This is a genomic window from Priestia sp. D3YE.R1 (assembly GCF_049199565.1).
Taxonomy (GTDB): Bacteria; Bacillota; Bacilli; order Bacillales; family Bacillaceae_H; genus Priestia; species Priestia aryabhattai.
In genome coordinates, this window is sequence record NZ_JBLTHW010000002.1 from 447,249 (window position 1) to 469,301 (window position 22,053).

Below are 22,053 nucleotides of genomic sequence, written 5' to 3' on the forward strand. Positions count from 1 at the left end.
GGGTAAAAAGCTTCTCATAGTAAAGTGAGAAGCTTTTTAGCATTTTGTATGCATAAGTATAGACAACAAACGGCAAGGAGGAGTACACTAGACGCTCAGATTATAGAGATAAGGAGATTGTTACATGAAAAGCAGAACGTCCGTAATGGTTAGTATTGTGCTGGCAATGCTAGTGGCTTCGCTTGATTCAACGATAATGAATACGACGATGCCCGTTATTGCAAAAGAGCTTGGAAGATTTGATTTGTACGCGTGGTCGTTTGCTTCGTACATGATTGCAAGTACGATTTTATCTCCGGTAGCGGGTAGATTATCGGATTTATTTGGGCGCAAAAAAGTATTTGGGTTTGGAATTATTGCTTTTTTAATTGGTTCTATGCTTTGCGGCGTGGCGAATACGATGATTCAGCTTGTTCTTTTCCGTGCGGTTCAAGGAATAGGAGCCGGGTTTATGGTGGCCTTTCCCGCTATTATTGCCGGAGACTTATTTCCAGTTGAGAAGCGAGGGAAAATTCAGGCGCTCTTTACAACAATGTGGGGATTATCAGCTGTGTTGGCTCCGCTTTTAGGCGCTTTTTTTGTGGATTATTTAACGTGGAGATGGATTTTCTTTATTAATTTACCGGTATGTATCGTCTCGTTGCTAGCGTTAATGCCGTATCAAGAAAGCTATGAGCCGAAAAGAGCAAAAGTCGATTACATCGGTGCCATTTTGTTTGGAGCGGGCGTTACGTCGCTGCTGCTCGTTACGGTAGTGGAACAGAATCGAGTTGTGTATGCAGTAGCGGGACTTATTTTATTAGTGATTTTTTATCTCCATGAACGAAAACATGCTTCTCCGATTGTACCGCTGTCCATGTTCCAAAACAAAACGCTGTCATGGATTAATATCAATGCATTTATTGGGACAGTGGCTTTATTCGGAACGTCAAGCTACATTCCATTATTTTTACAGCGAGTAGCGCATCTGTCACTGTTTATGAGCGGAGTTGCGCTGTTAGGAACAGCGGTCGGATGGATGTCTGTATCTGTGCCTGCAGGTAAATGGATTTTAAAACACGGCTACAGAAAGCTGTTGTTAATTGGAAATGTGCTGCTGGTTGGCTCAGGAACACTTCTGATGATGCTAAATGCAAGTCACGGTTTCTTTTACGTGTTTTGCGTCATGATTGTACAAGGACTATCGTTTGGTCTGCTTTCTACGGTTGGAGTCATTGGTGTACAGCAATTAGTAGGCGGACATGAAAGAGGTATTTCAACATCATTTTTTATGTTTTGCAGAAACATGGGAACAGCAATCGGCGTTACCATTATGGGTGCTTTGCTGACTTCAGGCGGAAGCTTTATGGCGGGCATTCATCACTTGTTTTTATTTGGCTTTGCAGGAAGCATCGTGGCGTTATTAACGTCTTTAAAAATTCAAAACGATACGGAAGCAAAGCACAGTCGAGCTGCTAGTTGAGGGAATTTATGCTAAATATGTTTATTTCATAAAAAAACGGGAAAAGACCAAATAAGGTCATAGAATTGCCTGAGAAATCGTAGGCATATTCTTCTTCTTCTTTCACTTACTACATGTGGGACGCCGGGTATCGGCGTCTTTTTTTTGTGCTGTAAAAGAGCTGTTTATATAATCAAACGCATATACATAAATGATTTTGTTCAAATAATGGGACTTTTTTCAAAAATAAGTCTTTAAATGGTAAGTAACATTAGGTATAATTTAATGGTTATTTAGCATATTTTAGAAATGTTTGACTGAGTTTGTACGAAAAAGTGAAAGGGGATATTTCATGTCATGGCTCACCAAATGGTCGTTTAAAAACAAAGCGGCTATTACCATTATGTCTATTTTAATTTTAGCTTTAGGAGTCATTAGTTATTTTACACTTCCGATGGAGTTCCTGCCGACTGCTGATCAGCCTCAGGTGTCCGTAGTGGTTATGGGGCAAGGAACGGATGCAGACTCCATGGAAAAACAAGTGACGTCACCGATTGAAGAAGCGGTAGCCGGTGTTAAAGGAAAAAGCAACGTGTATTCGACGACGGGAGACGGCTATTCCAAAATCGATCTTTTATTTGAATCCAAAACGGATATGAAAGAAGCAAAAACAAACGTCCAAGAAGCGCTGTCTTCGGTTCAGCTTCCAGCCAGCGTATCAAAGCCTAATGTTATTCAATTAAATACCTCTATGATTCCCATCGCAGATATTTCACTCACATTTAAAGAAGGATTAACAAGAGACAATCTGGATCTTGCAGAGAAAAAACTGATTCCTAAATATAAAGACATTAAAGGCATTGCGAGTGTCCAAACGTACGGAACAGCGGATTCCTATGTGTCTATTAAAGTTGACAATAAAAAATTGTCACAAAAGAACGTGACGATTGATAAAGTCATCAGCGTGTTAGAAGGGAAAAACACGTCGCTTGCAGTTGGAGAAAAAGTCATTAATAACAAGTCGAGCAACATCAATGTAACAGGTAAAATTGACAGCTTGGATAAAGTGAAAAAGCTGCCGGTTGCACCGAATGTAACGCTAGGCGACCTTGCAAAAGTAGAGGTCAAAAAGCCTGAAGGCATCGTGACGCATATTAACGGAAAAGATGCACTTTTACTTATTGTGACAAAAGACAGCCACTCAAACGCCGTTAGCATTACAAAAGAAGTAAAAAAACTGTCTCAGCAAATTAACAAAGACTATAACAATGTGAATGCTTCTGTATTTTTTGCAACAGGGGACAGCGTACAAAACTCTGTTCATTCAATGATGAAAGAAGTGTTGCTCGGCGCACTTTTTGCGACCGTTGTCATCATGCTGTTTTTACGCAGCGTTCGCTCTACGTTTATCACAATTGTATCCATTCCATTATCGCTTTGCTTTACGCTGTTCTTACTGTCTAAATCAGGCGTCACGCTCAATATTTTAACGCTTGGAGGAGTAGCGGTAGCAATTGGTAGGTTGGTAGATGATAGCATTGTTGTCATTGAAAACATCTTCCGGAAAATGCAAAAAGAAGAGTTTTCGCTTAGTTTAATTATTGATGCCACAAAAGAAGTAGGCTCTGCTATTACTGCTTCTACGTTAACGACAGTAGCTGTATTTTTACCAATCGGTCTCGTAAACGGAGGACTTCAGGACTTTATGCTTCCGTTTGCTCTAACGCTGACGTATTCGCTGCTTTCTTCATTGATTGTGGCACTTACGGTTGTACCGTTAATGAGCGCGGGATTATTAAAAAATGAAAAACTTCGCAAGCACAAGCAGCCGGTTCGTTTCACAAAGGTTATTACGTGGTCGCTTAATCATAAATGGGTTGTGCTGCTGCTTTCGTTGCTTTTATTTGTCGGATCTATTGGCGCGTACACGATGATGCCTAAAGGAGCGGTGGATAACTCTTCATCTGACTTTGTAGGCACGACATTAAGCTATCCAAATAATACGCCAATTAAAACCGTAGAAGAAAAATCACTGCAGCTTGAACGCTATATTTTAGCGCAAAAAGAAGTAAAAGAAGTATACATGCAGCTTGGTAATACGGATGAAGGAGCCAAGTGGGGAGACGTTGGTTCGCCTACTGAAGCTACGTATACGATTATCGTAAAAGACAGTGGAAATACGGATTCGCTGATGAAACGAATCCAAAATCAAAAGAAGCTCTATGACGGAGGCGATCTTAGCGTCAGTGCTGCTTCACTCATGGGAGCGTCCACTACTTCCATTACCGTTGATGTGATTGGAAACGACATGAACAAGTTAGAAAAAACAGCAAGCAGCATTAAGAAAGAAATCAGCGATATAAAAGGAGTAGACAAAGTTTCTACGAACCAAGACGAAAAGAAAACGATTTACTCTTTAGACGTAGATCCAACAAAAGCGAATACGCAGCAAGTAGCGCAGCAGCTTGGCGTTATGCTGAACAAAACGCCGATTGGAGCGGTAGATTTAGAAGGCAAGCAAGCAAACGTACTTCTTGAATCTGTCTTAAATCCAACATCACCAAAAGAGTTAAAAGATATTTCTATTATGACAGAGACAGGACCGTCACCTGTTTCAAAAGTGGCTTCACTAACGCAAGCTGAAAAGCCAACCAATCAGTTTCACAAAAATGGAGACCCGTATATTCAAGTAACAGCAGATGTCAATCCAGAAAAGCTTTCAGAGATTAATAAAGACATTCAAACAACCATTTTTGGAAACGGTAAGAGTAAAGGACTGTCGATTTCAAAAGATGTTGACGTTGTAATTGGAGGAGCAAGCACGCAGCAAGGAGAAGACTTCTCTGACTTGTTTATTACGATGCTTGTGTCGATTGGTATTGTGTTTTTAATTATGGTGATTACGTTTAAAACAATCCGCACGCCGTTTGCGATTTTATTCTCGCTTCCGCTTGCAGCGATTGGTGCCGTTTTAGGGTTATTAATCAGCCGCATTCCAGTAGACGTAACGGCTTTACTTGGAGCACTGATGCTGATTGGTATCGTTGTAACCAACGCCATTGTACTATTAGACCGCGTGAAGCAAAATGAAAAGAAAATGATTATGCGCGATGCCATTGTTGAAGCAGCCGCTACGCGTATGCGTCCAATTGTCATGACGTCTGCTGCTACGATTTGTGCGATGCTGCCGCTTTTATTTAAACAAAGCGAAAGCGGAAGCCTCGTTTCTCAAAGTCTAGCAGTCGTTGTAATCGGAGGATTGGCCGTTGCGACTCTTCTTACGCTCGTAGTTATTCCGGTTGTATATGAACTGCTTCATTTCAGAAAATCGAAAAAGCAAAGAATACAGCAAAAACAGCAGAAAGACGTCACTCCGCTATAATGTTTAAAAGAGGCTAGGGCATAAGTATGTTAGGTGAAGGAAGATCCGAACGATGAATTGAGATTCTTGAGAGAGAATCCAACGCGTTCGGATTTTTTTATTGGCAGAGTGAACGTAGGTTTCATGTCTGTAGCTGGAATTGATTTGGTTACGTCCCAGCCTCTTTTTATGAAACCTTTTGGCTAGGAAAACGTATAGTTAGATAAAGAGATGGAGGGATAGTATGTTTCGAATAAAAGAGCGATGTTGCGTTTGTCAAAAAGAAATTCAGCCAAATGAAGAAGTATGGATGCGGATGAAGTATCCAAGTAAAAGAGGCATGATCGAAATTAAAGCTTTTCTACATCAAGAAGCGCAGTTTGTATGCATGGACTGCTTTGAAAAAACAAAAAAATGAGTCAAATGCAGTGTTCTCTTTTCAACATATTGACATATTATACTTTATAGTTTAATATTTAGATAATTATCTAAATACTTAAATATGATGGAGATGAACTTCAATTGAATGAAACGTTTAAAGCCTTAGCAGATCCTACTCGCAGAAAGATTTTAGAGCTGCTAAAAGAGCGGGATTTAACCGCAGGAGAAATTTCCGAGTATTTTAATATGACCAAACCAAGCATCTCAAATCATTTAAAAATCTTGAAGCAAGCGGACCTCGTTCAAGATGAAAAAAGAGGGCAGTTTGTGATTTATTCGTTAAATACAACCGTTTTTCAAGATTTAATCGGCTGGTTTTTCAGCTTTCAGAAAGGAGAGAATTAAATGAAAAAGCACGTATTTCCTTTAGGCATTACCCTTCTAACATTGGTTGCATGGCTCATTGCACTGCCACACCTACCAGCTACGATGCCCATTCACTGGGGAGCAAATGGAGAAGCAGACGGATTTGCCACGAAGATCAATGCAATGATCTTAACAGTAGGAATCATGGTATTTATTTATTTTGTCATCGCATTTGTTCCGCGAATTGATCCGCGTAAAGAAAATTATAAGTACTTTTCAAAAACGTATAACATCCTGTTAAACGCTGTACTGCTATTATTCTTTTTTGTAAATATGAGCACTATTTTACAGGGGCTGGGCTATAACGTGCCGATGTCGTACATTGCTCCGATTATGGCTGGACTCGTTTTTATCATTATCGGAAACTACTTGCAGCGCGTGCGCTCGAACTATTTTATGGGGATTCGTACACCGTGGACGCTAAGCAATGAAACCGTATGGAAAAAGACGCATCGGTTATCTGGAAAGATCTTTTTTATCGGCGGACTGCTAATTCTTATTAGCGCTTTTTTACCTGATGGATATAAGTCCATTATCATGTGGGGTAGTATTGTTCTGTGCGTGGCGGTTCCTTATCTGTATTCGTACGTGGCGTATAAAAAAGAAATGAATATGTAAGCATACCAAAAAATCCGGTGAAGATACCGGATTTTTTTATGGATAACATATCAGCCGTAACGCCACGGTTCGTGTCACGCCGGCTGATGAGAATAAATACAGCATAAAGTATGAAACGCGTTTCAGGTCAAGAGCTGCTATGAAAAAACTTACACTTGCTTACGATCGCTTGCTTCAGGCGGCTTTTCAATCCAGCCGTTTTTAATCATCACTTCGCTGCAGCGCCCCGCTACTTTTAAGTCTCGTAAAATACACGCTTCACAGTGCCCGACAATATCAAGCCTCATGCTGGTGGTCATTGCCGTTGCGTAGTAAGTAATGGCTACTTTAAACATTGCGCCTGCATGAAACGTCATCAGCTTTTCTGAAAAAGGCGCGTGCGTAGACGTTGTGATTTCATTATCCAAAAGCGGAGGAGTATGGAGGTTTTCTTCGTGCATAATGGAAGAATAAAGCTCAATATGCTTGTGGGCCACATCAAGACCGGTCTCCATTACTTTCTTCACATCTTTTCGTTTGCTCACTTGTTTAAAGGCAATCAAAAGCGCTTTGGTTGCCATGCTTTTGCGTAAGTTAAAATAAATATTACCGGCTTCATTTGCGTTTAAAAGACGCTGCTTTCCGACAAAATCAAGAGCGTAAGACAAATCTGTGATCGGCTCTTGTTTTTTAGGATTTAAAAAATAAGGAGCAGGCACATAAAGATTTTTTGCTAAAAGCAAATCGAGCGACCGATTGTAGATTTCCATCGCATCTAAATTACATTGATGATAATAATCTCGAATATCTCGCCGAACCGAAACGCTAAATGAAATGCCATACCCTGACAAGCCGTGAATCGTCATGTCATGAAGATACTTCAGCCAAAACGAGTCTGTAAAAAGCGGAGGTGCGTGCAAGTCCACATCTTCATCTGTAAATCCATTCGGCAGCGGAAAATGTTCGGCCTGAAAAATGGCAGTCAGTATCTCAATATGTCTTTCAGATAACTTTAGCGAAAAAGCAAACAGCGACCGAATCTCGGCATCCCTCACCGTTGCAAGAACGTGTTTTGCGACACAAATCGCCAGCGTATCCTGATGGTACTGCGCGCATAGACTCGTTATTTCAGTTGAAGTCAAACGCTTGCTTTCTGCATTCAATGAGCTTTCCTCCTATCTATAAAAATGGTACGTATCTACGAAAAACAGATAAGTATAGTGTGGACAAGGTTGTGTTAAATTATTCCATTGATAAATTGGAATCAAAATAGAAAAAAGACCTGCATGGTAAAGAGCAGATCTCTATGTAAAGCGTTTATTTTTTATTGAATGCTTTTTCAATTTCAGGGTAGGTAATGCCGTATTTTTTAGAGACGGTAACTAAACTCATAATTTCTTCTTCAGTAGGCGGTCCTACTTGCGGCAGAGGAGCACTTTCTGGAACGGAAATACCAAGTTCTTTAACGAATGAATCAAAGCCTGCAGGAGAAGCAGTAAGGATAAATTCCGTTTCTTCTGGTCCGGTCACAAAGCGATGCTGAATACCTCGAGGAGCAAAAACATAATCGCCCGCTTTTGCTTCAATTATTTCTTCTCCTACGTAAAAAATCATCGATCCGCGCTTTACGTAAAACGTTTCGTCTTCATGTTCGTGAAGGTGAAGCGGGGGACCTTGGTTTGCTGGTTTCACTACGTGCGCCACGGCGTAAGCTCCGTTTGTATCTTCACCTGATACAAGAAGCGTTACTTTTTCATCAAGAAAATGAAATGTGTTTTGATCGTGTGGTGTACGGTGAAAAGCGTTTGTTAGCTGATTATGAGTTGCGGTCATCCTTTTATCTCCTTAAAAAACATATTTTGAGATTATTGTATACTAATATGGACGTTTTGTGTGCAAAATAATAGTTAAAAAGAATTATTTATTTACATTTATTATCTTTTAATAGTTCTATTGTTGTTGGTTGTGGATTTTCCATAGAATTCCCTTTATCTATTTTCCAAAACTAACCAATATGCTAACATAAAGGTAGAATTTCTAAATGGATAAGTGATGGATAAAATGTAAAAGGAGAGTTTAGATGAAGTTATTTAAAGATGCGTCTAAACGAGAGCATCAAAATTGGAATAAAGCTGTGTCGGCAGGTTTTTATATACTTTTATTGCTGCTGTTTGTGAACGTAACAATGTATACCTATAAAGGTGCCGAGTTAGTGTCGTCATCTTCTATGTTTTGGACAGGGATCATCGTGACGTTTGGCTATCAGTTCATTTTAAATAGAAAAAGTGAGGAAAAATGAATAAACAGCCTTGGCACCGTTCAGAAAAATTCCTGCTGCTGCTGTGCTTTTTTGCGCCACCCATTGGTTATGTGGCGGTGGTGATGAATAAGAAAAAGCTAAGCAGAGAACAGTGGCTGAGTAACTTAACGGTAGCGACTATTATCATGTCCATATGGCTGCTGAAGTTTTTACCGCATCAGTGGGGAACAATTATTTTACTAACGGGAGTCGGAATTTACTGGTATCACCGAATTTTGAAGAAGTTTAAGAAGTAGGGGCAGGGATAAAGAAAGTTAAATTTTCCCCCTTTGATATTTTGATAAAAGAAGTTAAAATATTATAGTAATACAAATTTGTTCTACCCATGTAAATAAAAGTATGTATTTAATATGTTTTATGATTAGTTAAGAATAGAGCCAACCAAAGCGGTTGGTTTTTTGTATGAGTTCATTCTTTTTTTGTGGAAATTGAAGAATAGTATCCGATGTAAAGCTAGAGCATACAGGCGAGTTTTAAACTGTCGGATCAGTTCTTTAAACAGGAGGCCATCACTAGTGTCGATAAAGAAAAAGTTATCCGTATTCTTTACTTTGCTGGTATTGTGTATTCTACTAGCAAATAACACCTTGCACTACATTCGATCAAAAAATAGATTAATAGAGTTTAACCAAAAGGAAATTACGCTGGTAACAGAAGAAATTGCGTACGAAGTCGAAAATTCCAAAAATAGTGCTTCCTATATGGAAGATCGAATGGCACAGGAATTACGAACGGCTTCAATTGCGATTCAACAGTCTTTGCCTGCTGATTATCATGACATCAGCAACGACCAGTTGAAACAACTGGCTAAAAAACTGATGGTATCTCACATTACATTATTAGCTCCTGTAGGAGACGATATTATAGGCGTAAAATCTTCTGATCCTAAGGAAATCAATATGTCTACTAAAGAGTGGGGCTATTGGTATACATCTTTCCAGCAGCTTCTTTCACAGCAGCCGGTTACTACCAAAAAAGGATTTGCTTTATCTCACTTTTGGAGCGGGCCGATTGAAATAGCTTCCAGCAACCCTAATCACATTGACAAATGGGGGTATTATTACGACGGGTCTACTAATTATATTATTAACCCTTATTTTCGTGATAAGCATGTGCTGGATTTTGAAAGGAAATTTGGTCCTACGAACGTAATGAACCGCTTTACTGAAAATCTTGACGGCGTTCTTGAACTGACCGTTTTTAATCCTAAAAATTTCGGAAGAAAAAATCAAAACGTATATTTAAACGGCAATAAATATATTAAAATAAAAGATCAGCCGATTTGGTACGGAACATACACGTATCGAAATACTAAACGTGACGAACAGTTTATTCAAAAGGCCTTAAAAACGGGAAAATCACAAAGCTATACTGCTGTCATTAACCATAAAAAAGTATTAAAAACATTGGTGCCGATTAAAGAAAAAAACTCTCCAGCTTACGTAATAGGCGTAGTGTATGACTACGGACTTATTGAAAAAGAGCTGCAGCAAGAATTAATTAAACATTTACTGCTGTCTCTTCCATTCATTCTTCTTGTTCTTATTATCAGCTTTGTCTTCTCTACATCGATTACGCGGCCAATTAAACATATTATGGAGCACGTAAATCAAATCGCCAAAGGCAATTTCGGCAAGGTGCTGAATACAAGAAGAAAAGATGAGCTGGGAGGACTTGTGGCCAATATCAACCACCTTTCTCACTTTTTAAAAACATATGTGGACGATTTAAAGAAAAGTCAGGAAGAAAGTGAGTATCATGCGTACCACGACTTTTTGACAGGATTGCCGAACAGAAGATATTTTAAAGAAGAATTAAACAGGCGCTTAATTGAGTCGAAGGAAAAGTCTATTCGTCACGTAGCCGTGTTATTTATGGATATAGACCGGTTTAAAGATATTAATGACACGCTAGGGCATTCAAAAGGCGATCAGCTTATACAGCTCATAGCTAACCGCATTAAAGAATGTCTGCCTCCTGCTAACAGCTTTCTTACAAGGCAAGGAGGAGACGAGTTTGTCATTTTATTCAGTGATTTTACACCGGAAGAAGTTAAATGTATCACTGAGAAGATCATCGCGTATGTTCAACAGCCCTGCTACATTGACAATGATGAAGTTTTCGTCAGTATCAGCAGCGGGTTAAGCTTTTATCCGGAGCACTCTACGAATTTGGACACGCTTATTACGTATGCAGATGTCGCCATGTATGCTTCAAAAAGACAAGGCGGCAGCAAAGTAAGTATTTATCATGATTCGTTAAATCAAAAACAAGCTGAGAAAGTTCACATCGAAACGCGCTTGCGAAAAGCAATTCAAAAAGGTGACATTGACGTTTACTATCAGCCGAAAATAGAAGCGCATCGCAATGTAATCACCGGAGTAGAAGCATTAGTTCGCTGGAATGACGCAGAGCTTGGATTTGTTTCTCCGGAAGTATTTATCCCTATAGCAGAAGAAGCTGGTTTGATTCAGTCTCTATGGGAAGTTGTCATGAGAAAAGCTTGTTCTCAAGTCAGCAAATGGAACAAGGAACGAAACGAAAAAATGACGCTAGCGGTTAACTTTTCTCCGCGGCAGTTTCAAGATCCAATTGTGTTGGTTAATGAAATACAGCAATTTCTTTCGCTCCATAGATTTGATCCCACATGGTTTGAAATGGAAATTACGGAAAGTACATTGCTGATGAACGCGGAAGAAACGATTAAAGCTTTACATCTGCTAAAGAAATATGGTATATCAATTTCTATCGATGATTTTGGAACCGGATATTCTTCATTGAGCTATTTAAAAAAATTACCAATCGATTGTTTGAAAATCGACCGGTCTTTTATCCAGGATATTCAAGAAGATTACAGCAATAGTGAAATTGCGCAGGCGATTATCAGCTTATCTCAAAGCTTAAAGCTGCAGGTAATCGCAGAAGGTGTGGAAGAAGAATATCAAAAAGCGTTTTTAATGGAAAATGGCTGTGATCATATGCAGGGATACTTGTTTAGCAAGCCTCTTGCTGCAAAAGATTTTGAAGCAGCGTTTTTAAATAGCTGAAACAAAACCATCATTTGAAAATAAACTTACTAAGAAAAGGGAAGAGGACATAAAGAGATGGCACTTAGTACACAAAATTTAATTGCTCAAAAATTTTTAGAAACACTAGGAACAAATTCAACTGAAATAGATAAAAAAATCGGTCAAGCTGACACATTTATGAATGCGGTGAAAGAACTGATTGATTTATGCGGAGATAATCCGGAAAGAGACGGCCTTGAAGAGACGCCGTACCGCGTGTTAAAGGCGTTTTTAGAATACACGGAAGGCTACCGAGAAGACCCGAAAGCTCATTTGGAAAAAACATTTGATGTGAATCACAACGAACTGGTGTTAATACGAGACATTGAGTTTCATTCAATGTGTGAACATCACTTTGCGCCGTTCTTTGGCGTTGCCCACGTTGGGTATATACCGGATAAAAAAATTACAGGTCTATCTAAAATCGCTCGTACGGTAGAAGGATACGCAAAAAGATTTCAAGTTCAAGAACGTCTAACAAATGAAATTGCAGATGCAATCGAAGAAGTGTTAGAGCCGAAAGGAGTGATGGTGATTATTGAAGCGAAGCATATGTGCATGTGCGGAAGAGGAATTAAAAAGTCTTCAGCTTCTACAGCCACTTCATCCGTTCGAGGAATGTTTATGGAAAAACCAGAGGTTCGAGGAGAATTTTTATCTCTTTTACAGCGACAAATGTAAAGAAACAAAAAGCCATATAAGCTGAGAAGCAGAAGCGAGGTGAGCTGTATGCAACACGTTGACGTACTGATTATTGGCGGAGGGCCCGCTGGCATCTCTGCTGCCGTGTGGTGTAAAAGGCTAGGCGTTGAGTGCTTGCTTCTTGAAGAACAGGCACAGTTAGGCGGACAGCTGTTTAAGATTTATAATGAAATTATTGATTATCCCGGAATACAAGCGGAAAATGGAATCGAAATGCAGCGTAAAATGGTTCAGCATTTTATCGATATGGACTGCTTATATGAAGCGAATACAAAAGTAATTTCCATTGATGAACGTTCTAAAACAGTAAAAGTAAAGCAGCAAGAAACAGAAAAAGAAATTGGCTATACGTATCTTATTTTAGCAACGGGCTCTAGTCAGCGAAAGCTCGGAGTGCCGGGTGAGCAGCAAATGATTGACCGAGGAGAAGTATATTCTGCTTCAGCAGACGGAGAACGGCTAAAAGGTAAAAGGGTTGCTCTCATTGGCGGAGGAGACCGGGCGTTTGAAGGAGCATATCTTTTAGCATCACAAGCAAAAGAAGTATATCTGATTCATCGTTCTACGCATTTTAAAGCAAGAGAGCAATACGTTGAAAAAGTTCTTTCCGACCCCGGTGTTAAAGTGATGACAGATACAGAAGTGACGGCTATCCACGGAAAGCATCACGTCACATCGATCGATTTAAAAAGTAAAAACAGTGAATGTAAGAACCTATCAGTAGACGCAGTGCTGATTAGACTAGGCATAGCGCCCAATGTTGAACTTATTAAAGAAAAAGTCACGACTACACAAAGCGGGCTTATCGTCATTAATGAAGTGCATCAAAGCAGCAACCCAGCCATTTACGCGATTGGAGACGCGTGCACGACTCCCTTGTTTTCTAGTATCAGTTCTTCAGCAGGTCAAGGAGCGATTGTAGCCAAGCATGTATCGAGTCTTTTGAATGAGTCATAATATCAAAAAGCATCTATCAAATCGATAGATGCTTTTTTACGTAACATAGTAGAAGAAACATAAAAGAAGTGTGTTCACAGGCAGACAAATTGTTTGAAAAAAAGCAATGTAGTTTTTAAGTGCAGCGCTGATTCTTTTTACTAGAATACACTCGGTAATGAAATTAAAAAGAACGATGATAGTAGCGACCGTTATATACGTCCAGACGTTCTGCTGAAACAAACGAGTAAAAAGAGGCGAGAAAAGAAGCAGAAAAGCAGCGGTTTGAAAAGAACCTCGAGAAAATAAGTCGTGTTTTTTAGCACTTTGCGTCACAATATCCCTCCTATATATGTTTTATTTTACCAAACTAAAAAGACGTTAAAAACCTTTTTAGCTATCTTTACCTGAGATGTTCCTCATTTGGAGAAAGTAGGGTAAAATATATGTCAAATGTAACTTATTCTACTAGTATAGAAGAAATGGATAAAAGGAGGCAGCATGAGACCTTGCCAGATAAAAATACGGAGAAGGAGCAGTCGATCGTGATCATAAAACATCTTGATCGTTTGAACACACAGCTTTTAAAAGAATACAGTGAAGGTATTTTTTTTATCAACTGTGAAGGGGATATCATGTTTAGCAACGAAGCAGCCTTCAAGTTAACAGGAAACGAGCACAAACAAAAAAGCCAGCAGCTGACAGCTCTTATACATAAATCGAAACAACAGCAGGCACAAGAGCTTTTTCAACGTGCTTTAAAAGGGGAAAAAGTTCATTTTTCAACGACAATCAATCATAAAACAAAAAAAGAACTTCATTTATATACTACGCTTATTCCTATTATCGTAAATGAGCAAGTTGCGGGTGTTTATGCCGTATGCAGAGATGATTCAAAAGAACAGGAGCGCTCCAATCACATTTCTCAATTAGAAACACATTTGAAAATGGAGCAAAAGCTTGCGAATGTAGGAAGCTGGTATTACGACGTGACGGAAGATAAAAGCTATTGGTCGCCTCAGTTACATAATATTTACGGACTAAACCCTAATCGGCTCTTTACTCCTTCTTTTAAGGAAGTCCTTCAATTTATCAACGGCTGTGATCAAAAAAGGTTAGAAAAAGCAGTTGCAGAGGCACTTTCAACGGGCGAAAGCTATAAAATTGAATACGCGCTAATGCGGCCAAACGGTGAAGAACGTACGGTGTTTGAGCAAGCGGATGCACTAGTAGATGAGCAAGGAAACGTCATACAGCTGATTGGCGTTGTTCATGATATTACCGAATCGAAAGTGATTACGAATGAATTAAAGCAAAAAGAACAGCAGTTTCAAACGATTTATAATAATTTGGATGCTGGAATATGGTCCGTTGATGTGCAGCGTAATAAAGTGATTGTATGCTCGAGTGGTGTTAGCAACATTTACGGAGAAGATGCGATTAAATTTTTAGAAGATAGAGATCTGTGGGAAAGCTTTATTCACCCTGACGATAAACCAGCTGTGGAAAAAGCGCAGCATCAGCTGCAAAAAGGAAAAACAATTCGCCAGCAGTATCGAATCTACACAAAAACAGGTGAGATGAAATGGGTGAAAGATAGATGCATTCCCACGCTTGACGAAAACGGCAAGCTGAGGCGCATAGACGGCATTGTTGAAGATATTACCGCAGAAAAAAAGTACGTGGATCATGTTGAATATCTTGCGACTCATGATCATGTGACAAATTTACCGAATCGAAGAAAGTTTGAAAAGAAATTAAAAAATTTCATTCGACAAATGAAAAAAGAAAGAGATTCATTAGCGGTCTTTTATCTAGGACTGAATCGCTTCAAACATATTAACGACACATTAGGCTACGACATAGGCGATCGCCTGCTGCAGCATATTGCCAGTCGGTTAAAAAAGTTCGTAACGCCAGATGTAATGCTAGCTAGAGTAGGAGAAGACGAGCTTGCGATTTGTTTTTTATCTCTTGCACATATCAATGAATGTCAAAAGCTAGCTGCAGCACTTTTTCAAGAAATCGAAAAAGAAATTACCATTGATGACTTTTCACTGTACGTCACGGCCAGTATAGGAATCAGCATCTATCCCCATGACGGTGAAGATGTGAAAACCTTATTAACGAATGCCAACCTTGCTATGCGCCGTGCCAAAGAAATCGGGCGAAGCGACTGGCAGCTGTATTCGCCGTTAATGGACAGCGAGACATATAAAAGCTATCATCTGGAAAAAGGACTGCGCAACGCACTTCTTCAAAATGAATTTTTTATTGAATATCAGCCAAAGGTCCATACAAACAGCAGAGAGATTGATAGCATCGAAGCGTTAATTCGCTGGAATCATCCGGAGTGGGGACGCGTATCACCTGAAGACTTTATTCCATTAGCGGAAGAAACTCATTTAATTATTGAACTCGGCGACTGGGTAATTGATCATGTGTGCAAGCAGCTGCAGCAGTGGAAGAATCAAGGATTACAAACCGTGCCCGTTTCAATTAACGTCTCGTCTAAACATTTGCTGAAACGAGGATTTGTAGAGCACGTTCAACAAACGTTAGCTCATTACAACATCGACCCTTCATTCATTGAATTTGAAGTGACGGAAAGCTCTATTATTCAGTATGAAGAACACGTAAAAAAAGTCATGGACGAATTAAAGAAAATCGGCGTAACGTTTGCTTTAGATGATTTTGGCACCGGCTTTTCTTCGTTATCACATTTAAAAGACTTCGAATTTAATACGCTTAAAATCGATAAAACGTTTATTCAACACGCGACTGATAAAGGAAAGCAGCAGGCGATTACAAAAAGCATTTTGTACTTAGCTCATGCTCTTGATATGAAAGTGATTGCAGAAGGCGTTGAAACAAAAGAGCAGCTCGCCTTTTTACAAAAGCACGAATGTTCCTTTATTCAAGGCTACATTGTCAGCCAGCCGGCTGCTCCTCAAAGAATCGCCGAATATTTAAAGAAACGATTTCTATAAAAAAAGTGATGTCTCGACAGAGACATCACTTTTTTACGCTTGAATAGGCTTTCGCAGCGTCCAAATCTGGTAAACCATATAAAGAGACTGATAGATGGTCAAATATGTCAGCAGAATCCATCCGTTCATTAAGTACGGGTAAATGGCTTGCTGTACAGAAGGGCTTGTTAAGTAGTCGCGGAAATAGATGCACAGGACAACAATCATTCCTGTAAATGCAAAGCCTGTTAAAATGCCTTGCCCTAACTTACTGCGCGTTTTCCCGTTTTCTGCGTTGTATTGATTCGCCCAGCCGTCTTTTTTATTCGCGGCAAGCCTTTCCATCCATACTTGACCAAACGTAATTAAATTCACCCACAGATAAATTTCCGGACTAATCAAAAGACCGGCCAGTATTACATCAATTGGCCTGTGCATCGGCGTTTTGACAGCGAGCATAATATTTAAGACAGAAGCTAACGCAATTGGAATAATCCAAAGCCACGACCAGTAAAATTGATCGGTCGCAAGCGCAGCTGATAACAATAAAACAAACAGCAGGCGAATGAGTAAATCACACAGCGTTTTGATCTGTGAACGCCACAGCTTTCCTTTATGCTTGGTTCTTACGTCCAAGTTTCCGTTTGTCAGTAAATCAACCGTCCCAGACTTCCATTTATTACGCTGTTCACGGTACGTGTGATAGCTTCTCATCGAATCCACAAAGCAGCGAGCGCCTGGACTGATTAACGTTTTCCAATTGGACTTTTGCAGCTGCCACGTCAGCAGCATATCTTCAACGTCGCTGTCATTTTGCCAAGGACCGTCAAGCTTATTTTCTTCCACGATATTTTGAAGCGCTTCAGGACGAAACAGCGTAGCCTGACCGCCGAGTACGTACGTGCTCCCGCCGTGGTACTGAAGATCCAAAAGCCAGCTCGCCATATCCTGCTTTTGCTGATGCGTCCACCACCGGGCTATCGGTCCGCCGTACTCGCCGCTTGCAAGCTTTTCCTCGTAGTGCACATCATCTTTTGAAAGCGAGCTTTTCTTTTTAGGCATTCTCATCGTATATTTTGCCATCACGCCGCCGATGTTTCGCGACGTCATTAAATCTTCCCATAAATTAATGAGTGCTTTCGGAGCCAAGCGGCTGTCTGCATCCATCCCTAAAATTGCTTTAATCGACTCTTTATACAGCTGCTGATATTTCGTCAGCGTCGTATTATATAAATCCAGTGTATCTCCATATATCTTTTTCCAAGCCGTATTTAATGCGCCGACTTTTCGTTGTTTATTGCCTTCAGTGACCAGTACTTTCACATTTAAATCAAATTCATCTCCGGCTAGCTCCGCTTTTTCCTTTGTGCGGTCCGTACAGTTATCTGCGATTACAAACACATCAAGCTCCACATTATTCGGAAGAAGCTGGTCACCTAACCCTGCCAAGCAGTCGCGAATTGATTTCTCTTCATTGTGCGCCGGAATAAATGCCACAATGCGAGGCCTCATATACGAAGCTCCAATACTTCCAGTAACGACACGCTGATTGTTCATGTTTTACTTTACCCCCTGATATATCAGGAAACCCAGCTATCCTAGTCCTAAAGACCTTAGACCTGAAGTTTTGCGTCCCAGCCTTTCGACTGGTTTGCCTTTAACTGAACAAGTTAAGTTCACTACCTTCGTTCCTTTTGAAGAACAAAATATCTATAATTATACTATATAACGAATATATTTTTTATATTTTACCATAAAAATAGGTTGAATTACCCTAAAAAGATTCGACAAATTTCGATGATGTTTCGAAGGAAATTAAATAATTAACTTTAATAAAATTAATTCTGTAAAAGTATAAAAATAAAATGGTAAACCAATAGGTTTTTATATCTATATTTAGATAAATATTGTAATATGAATAGGTAATTTATAATGATGGAGGGGTATGGATGATTTTATCTGCGCGAAAACTGACTTTAGTGTGTATTATTGTAGCTTTTAGTTTGTTAGGAATAAAACCAATTTTTACGTATGCTGCAATTTCAAATGCTGTGCCAATAGAAGTAAATAAAACATATAATGGCACACTGCATGAAGGGAAGAATGAACAAGATTTTTATAAATTTTCTTTACCGAGTGACGGAAATGTAACGTTGTCTGTGAAGCAAAAAGCAGGTGTTACATGGGATGTAACAATTTTAAATAATAAAGGTGAGATATTTGAATCCCTTGAAACGGATGACAGTGAATTGATTGAAGGGAATGCTGCAGTTCAAGTTGGGCTCCCAAAAGGAACATACTATATCCAAGTTAGTCCATATGACTATTCTACCTACGATCAGCGCTATGAGTTTAAGGTAGGTTTTGCAGCCAGTAATAATTATGAAAAAGAGTTCAATAATAGCTTAGCTATTGCAAATGCTATGAATGTAAACCAAAGCTATAAAGGAACTTTAAGTGATGGTAATGATCAAGACCTTTACAAAGTAAAAGTTCCTAATGATGGAAATGTAACGCTATCAATGAAGCAAAAGCCGGGCATTAGATGGTACGCATCCATTCAAACTAGCAGCGGGAAAGTAATGGAAGAATTAACTACAGATGATAGCGAACTGATTGATGGGTACGCCTCAAAAGAAGTAGGTTTACCAAAGGGAACATATTATGTTCAAGTGAGCGACGATTCTTATTCAGAAAACGAACCATATGAAGTACAAGTGGGTTTTATCAAAAGCGATAATTATGAAAAAGAATTTAATAATAGTTTAACAGCAGCTAATAAAATGAATCTTAACCAAAGCTATAAAGGAAGTATTAATAGTTCGAATGATAAAGACGTATATAAAGTTGATCTTCCAAGCGATGGAAACTTGACACTGTCTATGAAGCAAAAAGCTGGAGTTAGATGGAGTGTTAGTATTTTAAATTCTAAATCTCAAAACTTTGATAGCTTTGTTACAGACGATAGTGAACTTATCGAGGGATATGAAACAATGCAAGTAGGCCTGCCGAAAGGTTCGTACTATATTGCGGTTGAGCCTGATAGTTATGCCGAAGATGAATCATATGAAATAAAGACAGCTTTTACAGCAAGCAATAATTATGAAAAAGAGTTTAATAACACTTTAACTACAGCTAATTCGATTAGTCTAAATCAACTATACAAAGGGACAATGAGTGATAACAATGATAAAGATATTTACAAAATAGTCTTACCTAACGATGGAAATGTAACGTTATTAATGAAACAAAAGGCAGGAGCACAATGGCACGCTCAGCTTCAAAATAGCAATGGATATGTATATAAAGATTTTATTACAAATGGAGATGAGTTAGTTTCTGGAAATGCTTCAATCCAAACGTGGTTGAAAAAAGGAACTTACTATGTCGTTATTGAAAATGATGGTTATACAGAAGATATTCCTTATGAGTTCATCACTTCTATGAAATCATCTGTTTTAAAATCATCTCAAATTAAAGTAACCAACAACAAGGGAAAAGATGATGTAATTGAAGTTTCAGGCACTGCTAAGGGAGACATTGTGAAAGTGTACAACGCAAGTTCAAAAGGAACACTTTTAGTGTCAAAAACGTCTCCAGGACCGTCAGTCACTCTCACAACAAAACAAGTGGGAGAGAAAGCAGGGAAAGTATATGTAACAGTTACACAATCAGGAATGAGTGAAAGTGATCGAGTAGTAGCTGGATTCTCTGGAGAGCAGTCTAATGCTTTATCATCGTCACAAGTAAAAGTAACTAACAATAAAGGAAAAGATGATGTTATTGCAGTTTCAAGCATCGCTAAGGGAGACATTGTGAAAGTATACAATGCAAATTCAAAAGGAACGCTTATAGCATCTAAAACATCAACAGGAACATCGGTTACTCTTACAGCAAAACAAGTGGGGGAGAAAGCAGGGAAAGTATATGTAAGCATAACACGTTCAGGAATGAGTGAAAGTGCGCGAACTGCAATTTCATTTGCTGGAGAACAATCCAATGCATTACAATCGTCTCAAGTAAAGGTTGTTAACAATAAAGGAAAAGCAGACAGTGTAACCGTAAGTAAGATTGCTAAAGGTGACATCATTAAAGTATACAATGCAAATTCAAAAGGAACGTTGCTTGCAAGCAAGGAATCAGGTGGAACATCGACAACATTATCGATTAAGCAGCTTGGACAAAAAGCGGGGAAAGTATATGTAACGATTACAAATCCAGGCATGACTGAAAGTACACGAACATCGGTTAACTATAGCGCAGAACGATAATTAACGCAAAAGCGAAATGTTTCGGCGTTTCGCTTTTCGTTTGAAAGCATCTTTTGAGATTAAAGCATAAATAAGGGATAAAGAAAGGGAATTTAAATGGATAAAAAGAAAAAAGGGCTAATTTTTATTGCAATCTTTGGGATAGTAATATTAACAGCCTGTTCAGAACAATCTTCTGCAGAATCGAAAGAAGAAAAATCAAAAGGTACAAAGGTGGTTCTATCTGAAGAGAACCAATCAAATAACCCTCTAAATAGCAATATGAAAAATAAGAATGCAGAAGAAGAGGATTCGGATAACTCTCCAATAGAATCATTAACATTTAATGAATTTATAAATGGATGGAATAAAATTGAACCGAATTTGTTAGACAAGCAAGTAGAAGAAGTAGGGGTTAATAAAGGATTAATAGTTAAAAGAGGTGGTTTTAGAAACGCGGATTCTTACATAGTGTTCTTAACAAAAGAAAGCAAAAATATTCATCATATTACCTTAAACTTGACTTATCCTTCAGCCGAAGAAATACAAAGCTTGGACAATTTGGTCCACGACATGGATACGCTAATACAGGTGTTAGAACCTGATTTAAGCCGCGAGGAACGGACAAAGATAATAAAAGCATTAGGTATTACTAATGACGACTGGATGGCAGAAGTATCAGTAAGGCTAAATAGAGTCGCATATACAATGAACACAGAAGACGATCGTCTTTATATCACTGCAACGTATAAATACTAAAAATAATAAATTTAATAATTTGTGTAATCACGTCTATTTGAAGTTTGATGGCTTGTCAAACAGTGAAAAGTAAATTGAGATACTTTTCTAAAAGCAGTTATTTTCTCAACATTATGGGTTGATGCTTATATCATAGATGTTGAATAATACATATCTGTTCTAGGGAATAAAATAATCATCCTAGTTTTATAGTTAGACAGAGTAAAAAGACAGGATAGATGTTTATCCTGTCTTTTTACTCTGTTATTTATTTAAGGTATGTAAAAAATCACTTAAAGCTTCTTCTGTTTGAAACTTAAACGAATACCCGAAAGAAATAGGCTGTTTGCCTCCGTTTAACCGTTTTGGAAAGTGTTTTAACGCTGTACTATGAACTTTTCCATCGCTTTGACTTAAGTCCACATCAAATGAAAGGGGACTGACTACAAGGTTTATTTCTTTTGTTGGTAGTAAATATACAATATCTTCAGTTTTTTGATGTTTATATTCAAGTCCTTTGGTTGTTTCGTTTGTTAGTGCAAAATTATGCGTCTTAAAAATGTGTTGGAGATTGTGCATGGGTAAAGCTCCTGTCTTTTTAGTAATTATGCATATTTTACAAGAATTTGAGAGGTTTTTAAAGGAGGAATTAGTAAAGTATTTTTATAGTAACTAATCAAAATCTAATCCTAGCAACAGCATCAATAAAATTTTAAAAGAAAATATACAGAGAGTATAAACAACTTTACCTCTACGTCGATATATAGTATGAACATATGTCCAGTGGTCTATGTTTGATTATTAATATTCCTCGCTTAATCAATTATTAAGTGAGAGGCTTCTTGAATACAAGGATGTAACCAA

The 22,053-nt window shown here is 38.6% G+C and carries 18 protein-coding genes and 1 riboswitch; of the genes, 13 read left to right on the forward strand and 5 right to left on the reverse strand.

Features of this window, described 5'->3' with window-relative positions:
* Positions 1-124: 124 nt before the first annotated feature.
* The 5 genes from ACOZIR_RS14565 to ACOZIR_RS14585 all read left to right on the forward strand — a co-directional run bounded on the left by ACOZIR_RS14565 (position 125) and on the right by ACOZIR_RS14585 (position 6,227).
* The gene (locus ACOZIR_RS14565; RefSeq protein WP_045294687.1) at positions 125-1,462 is read left to right on the forward strand and encodes an MFS transporter; all 1,338 of its coding nucleotides are present in this window, start codon (positions 125-127) and stop codon (positions 1,460-1,462) included.
* Between the two features lie 331 nt (positions 1,463-1,793).
* Entirely contained in the window at positions 1,794-4,823 is a 3,030-nt protein-coding gene (locus tag ACOZIR_RS14570) for an efflux RND transporter permease subunit (RefSeq protein WP_045294689.1), read from the forward strand.
* 223 nt (positions 4,824-5,046) lie between these two features.
* Positions 5,047-5,220, forward strand: a complete 174-nt coding sequence (locus ACOZIR_RS14575) for a Fe3+ hydroxamate ABC transporter substrate-binding protein (RefSeq protein ID WP_328120322.1) — start codon at positions 5,047-5,049, stop codon at positions 5,218-5,220.
* 104 nt (positions 5,221-5,324) lie between these two features.
* Positions 5,325-5,588, forward strand: a complete 264-nt coding sequence (locus ACOZIR_RS14580; protein ID WP_013055788.1) for an autorepressor SdpR family transcription factor — start codon at positions 5,325-5,327, stop codon at positions 5,586-5,588.
* Positions 5,589-6,227, forward strand: coding sequence for an SdpI family protein (locus tag ACOZIR_RS14585; RefSeq protein ID WP_045294692.1), 639 nt, complete (start codon positions 5,589-5,591; stop codon positions 6,225-6,227).
* Positions 6,228-6,376: 149 nt separating this feature from the next.
* Here ACOZIR_RS14585 and ACOZIR_RS14590 read toward each other — a convergent pair whose 3' ends face one another.
* Entirely contained in the window at positions 6,377-7,369 is a 993-nt protein-coding gene (locus tag ACOZIR_RS14590; RefSeq protein WP_045294693.1) for a DUF3231 family protein, read from the reverse strand.
* Between the two features lie 154 nt (positions 7,370-7,523).
* Positions 7,524-8,039, reverse strand: coding sequence for a cupin domain-containing protein (locus ACOZIR_RS14595; RefSeq protein WP_045294694.1), 516 nt, complete (start codon positions 8,037-8,039; stop codon positions 7,524-7,526).
* Positions 8,040-8,286: 247 nt separating this feature from the next.
* On the opposite strand from ACOZIR_RS14595, the gene ACOZIR_RS14600 reads away from it, so the two are divergent.
* The 5 genes from ACOZIR_RS14600 (at position 8,287) to ACOZIR_RS14620 (ending at position 13,253) form a co-directional block, all read left to right on the forward strand.
* A complete protein-coding gene (locus ACOZIR_RS14600) occupies positions 8,287-8,505 on the forward strand; it encodes a hypothetical protein (RefSeq protein WP_045294695.1) in 219 nt (72 codons plus the stop codon).
* Positions 8,502-8,762, forward strand: coding sequence for a hypothetical protein (locus tag ACOZIR_RS14605; protein WP_045294696.1), 261 nt, complete (start codon positions 8,502-8,504; stop codon positions 8,760-8,762). The genes ACOZIR_RS14600 and ACOZIR_RS14605 overlap by 4 nt, the downstream gene beginning before the upstream one ends.
* A 279-nt stretch (positions 8,763-9,041) precedes the next feature.
* Positions 9,042-11,573 carry an EAL domain-containing protein gene (locus ACOZIR_RS14610; protein ID WP_421535653.1) on the forward strand — a complete coding sequence of 844 codons (2,532 nt, stop codon included), beginning with the start codon at positions 9,042-9,044 and terminating at the stop codon, positions 11,571-11,573.
* A 57-nt stretch (positions 11,574-11,630) separates the two neighbouring features.
* A complete protein-coding gene (folE, locus tag ACOZIR_RS14615) occupies positions 11,631-12,275 on the forward strand; it encodes a GTP cyclohydrolase I FolE (protein WP_047931724.1) in 645 nt (214 codons plus the stop codon).
* Between the two features lie 48 nt (positions 12,276-12,323).
* Positions 12,324-13,253 (forward strand): NAD(P)/FAD-dependent oxidoreductase, encoded by a 930-nt coding sequence (locus tag ACOZIR_RS14620; protein WP_421535654.1) that lies wholly within the window; start codon positions 12,324-12,326, stop codon positions 13,251-13,253.
* Positions 13,254-13,289: 36 nt separating this feature from the next.
* Here ACOZIR_RS14620 and ACOZIR_RS14625 read toward each other — a convergent pair whose 3' ends face one another.
* Positions 13,290-13,568, reverse strand: coding sequence for a hypothetical protein (locus tag ACOZIR_RS14625; protein ID WP_421535655.1), 279 nt, complete (start codon positions 13,566-13,568; stop codon positions 13,290-13,292).
* A 110-nt stretch (positions 13,569-13,678) separates the two neighbouring features.
* Between ACOZIR_RS14625 and ACOZIR_RS14630 the strand changes: the two genes are divergently transcribed.
* A complete protein-coding gene (locus ACOZIR_RS14630; RefSeq protein WP_421535656.1) occupies positions 13,679-16,222 on the forward strand; it encodes a sensor domain-containing protein in 2,544 nt (847 codons plus the stop codon).
* 33 nt (positions 16,223-16,255) lie between these two features.
* Here the strand turns inward: ACOZIR_RS14630 and ACOZIR_RS14635 are convergent, their stop codons facing one another.
* A complete protein-coding gene (locus tag ACOZIR_RS14635) occupies positions 16,256-17,758 on the reverse strand; it encodes a glycosyltransferase family 2 protein (RefSeq protein ID WP_421535657.1) in 1,503 nt (500 codons plus the stop codon).
* Positions 17,759-17,781: 23 nt separating this feature from the next.
* Positions 17,782-17,867, reverse strand: a riboswitch (cyclic di-GMP riboswitch).
* 283 nt (positions 17,868-18,150) lie between these two features.
* Here ACOZIR_RS14635 and ACOZIR_RS14640 point away from each other — a divergent pair.
* Positions 18,151-20,472, forward strand: a complete 2,322-nt coding sequence (locus tag ACOZIR_RS14640) for a hypothetical protein (RefSeq protein ID WP_421535658.1) — start codon at positions 18,151-18,153, stop codon at positions 20,470-20,472.
* Positions 20,473-20,568: 96 nt separating this feature from the next.
* Complete coding sequence (locus ACOZIR_RS14645) at positions 20,569-21,210, forward strand: hypothetical protein (RefSeq protein WP_421535659.1); 642 nt, start codon at positions 20,569-20,571, stop codon at positions 21,208-21,210.
* Between the two features lie 243 nt (positions 21,211-21,453).
* Here ACOZIR_RS14645 and ACOZIR_RS14650 read toward each other — a convergent pair whose 3' ends face one another.
* Positions 21,454-21,768, reverse strand: a complete 315-nt coding sequence (locus ACOZIR_RS14650; protein WP_421535660.1) for a hypothetical protein — start codon at positions 21,766-21,768, stop codon at positions 21,454-21,456.
* Positions 21,769-22,053 lie beyond the last annotated feature (285 nt).

What these genes read in the sequence shown, in the direction of transcription:
- ACOZIR_RS14595 (WP_045294694.1), bottom strand. Translation starts at nt 8,039, where the DNA reads ATGACCGCAACTCATAATCAGCTAACAAACGCTTTTCACCGTACACCA.
- ACOZIR_RS14645 (WP_421535659.1), top strand. Translation starts at nt 20,569, where the DNA reads ATGGATAAAAAGAAAAAAGGGCTAATTTTTATTGCAATCTTTGGGATA.
- ACOZIR_RS14650 (WP_421535660.1), bottom strand. Translation starts at nt 21,768, where the DNA reads ATGCACAATCTCCAACACATTTTTAAGACGCATAATTTTGCACTAACA.
- ACOZIR_RS14600 (WP_045294695.1), top strand. Translation starts at nt 8,287, where the DNA reads ATGAAGTTATTTAAAGATGCGTCTAAACGAGAGCATCAAAATTGGAAT.
- ACOZIR_RS14565 (WP_045294687.1), top strand. Translation starts at nt 125, where the DNA reads ATGAAAAGCAGAACGTCCGTAATGGTTAGTATTGTGCTGGCAATGCTA.
- ACOZIR_RS14570 (WP_045294689.1), top strand. Translation starts at nt 1,794, where the DNA reads ATGTCATGGCTCACCAAATGGTCGTTTAAAAACAAAGCGGCTATTACC.
- ACOZIR_RS14635 (WP_421535657.1), bottom strand. Translation starts at nt 17,758, where the DNA reads ATGAACAATCAGCGTGTCGTTACTGGAAGTATTGGAGCTTCGTATATG.
- ACOZIR_RS14620 (WP_421535654.1), top strand. Translation starts at nt 12,324, where the DNA reads ATGCAACACGTTGACGTACTGATTATTGGCGGAGGGCCCGCTGGCATC.
- ACOZIR_RS14585 (WP_045294692.1), top strand. Translation starts at nt 5,589, where the DNA reads ATGAAAAAGCACGTATTTCCTTTAGGCATTACCCTTCTAACATTGGTT.
- ACOZIR_RS14630 (WP_421535656.1), top strand. Translation starts at nt 13,679, where the DNA reads ATGTCAAATGTAACTTATTCTACTAGTATAGAAGAAATGGATAAAAGG.
- folE (WP_047931724.1), top strand. Translation starts at nt 11,631, where the DNA reads ATGGCACTTAGTACACAAAATTTAATTGCTCAAAAATTTTTAGAAACA.
- ACOZIR_RS14605 (WP_045294696.1), top strand. Translation starts at nt 8,502, where the DNA reads ATGAATAAACAGCCTTGGCACCGTTCAGAAAAATTCCTGCTGCTGCTG.
- ACOZIR_RS14640 (WP_421535658.1), top strand. Translation starts at nt 18,151, where the DNA reads ATGATTTTATCTGCGCGAAAACTGACTTTAGTGTGTATTATTGTAGCT.
- ACOZIR_RS14575 (WP_328120322.1), top strand. Translation starts at nt 5,047, where the DNA reads ATGTTTCGAATAAAAGAGCGATGTTGCGTTTGTCAAAAAGAAATTCAG.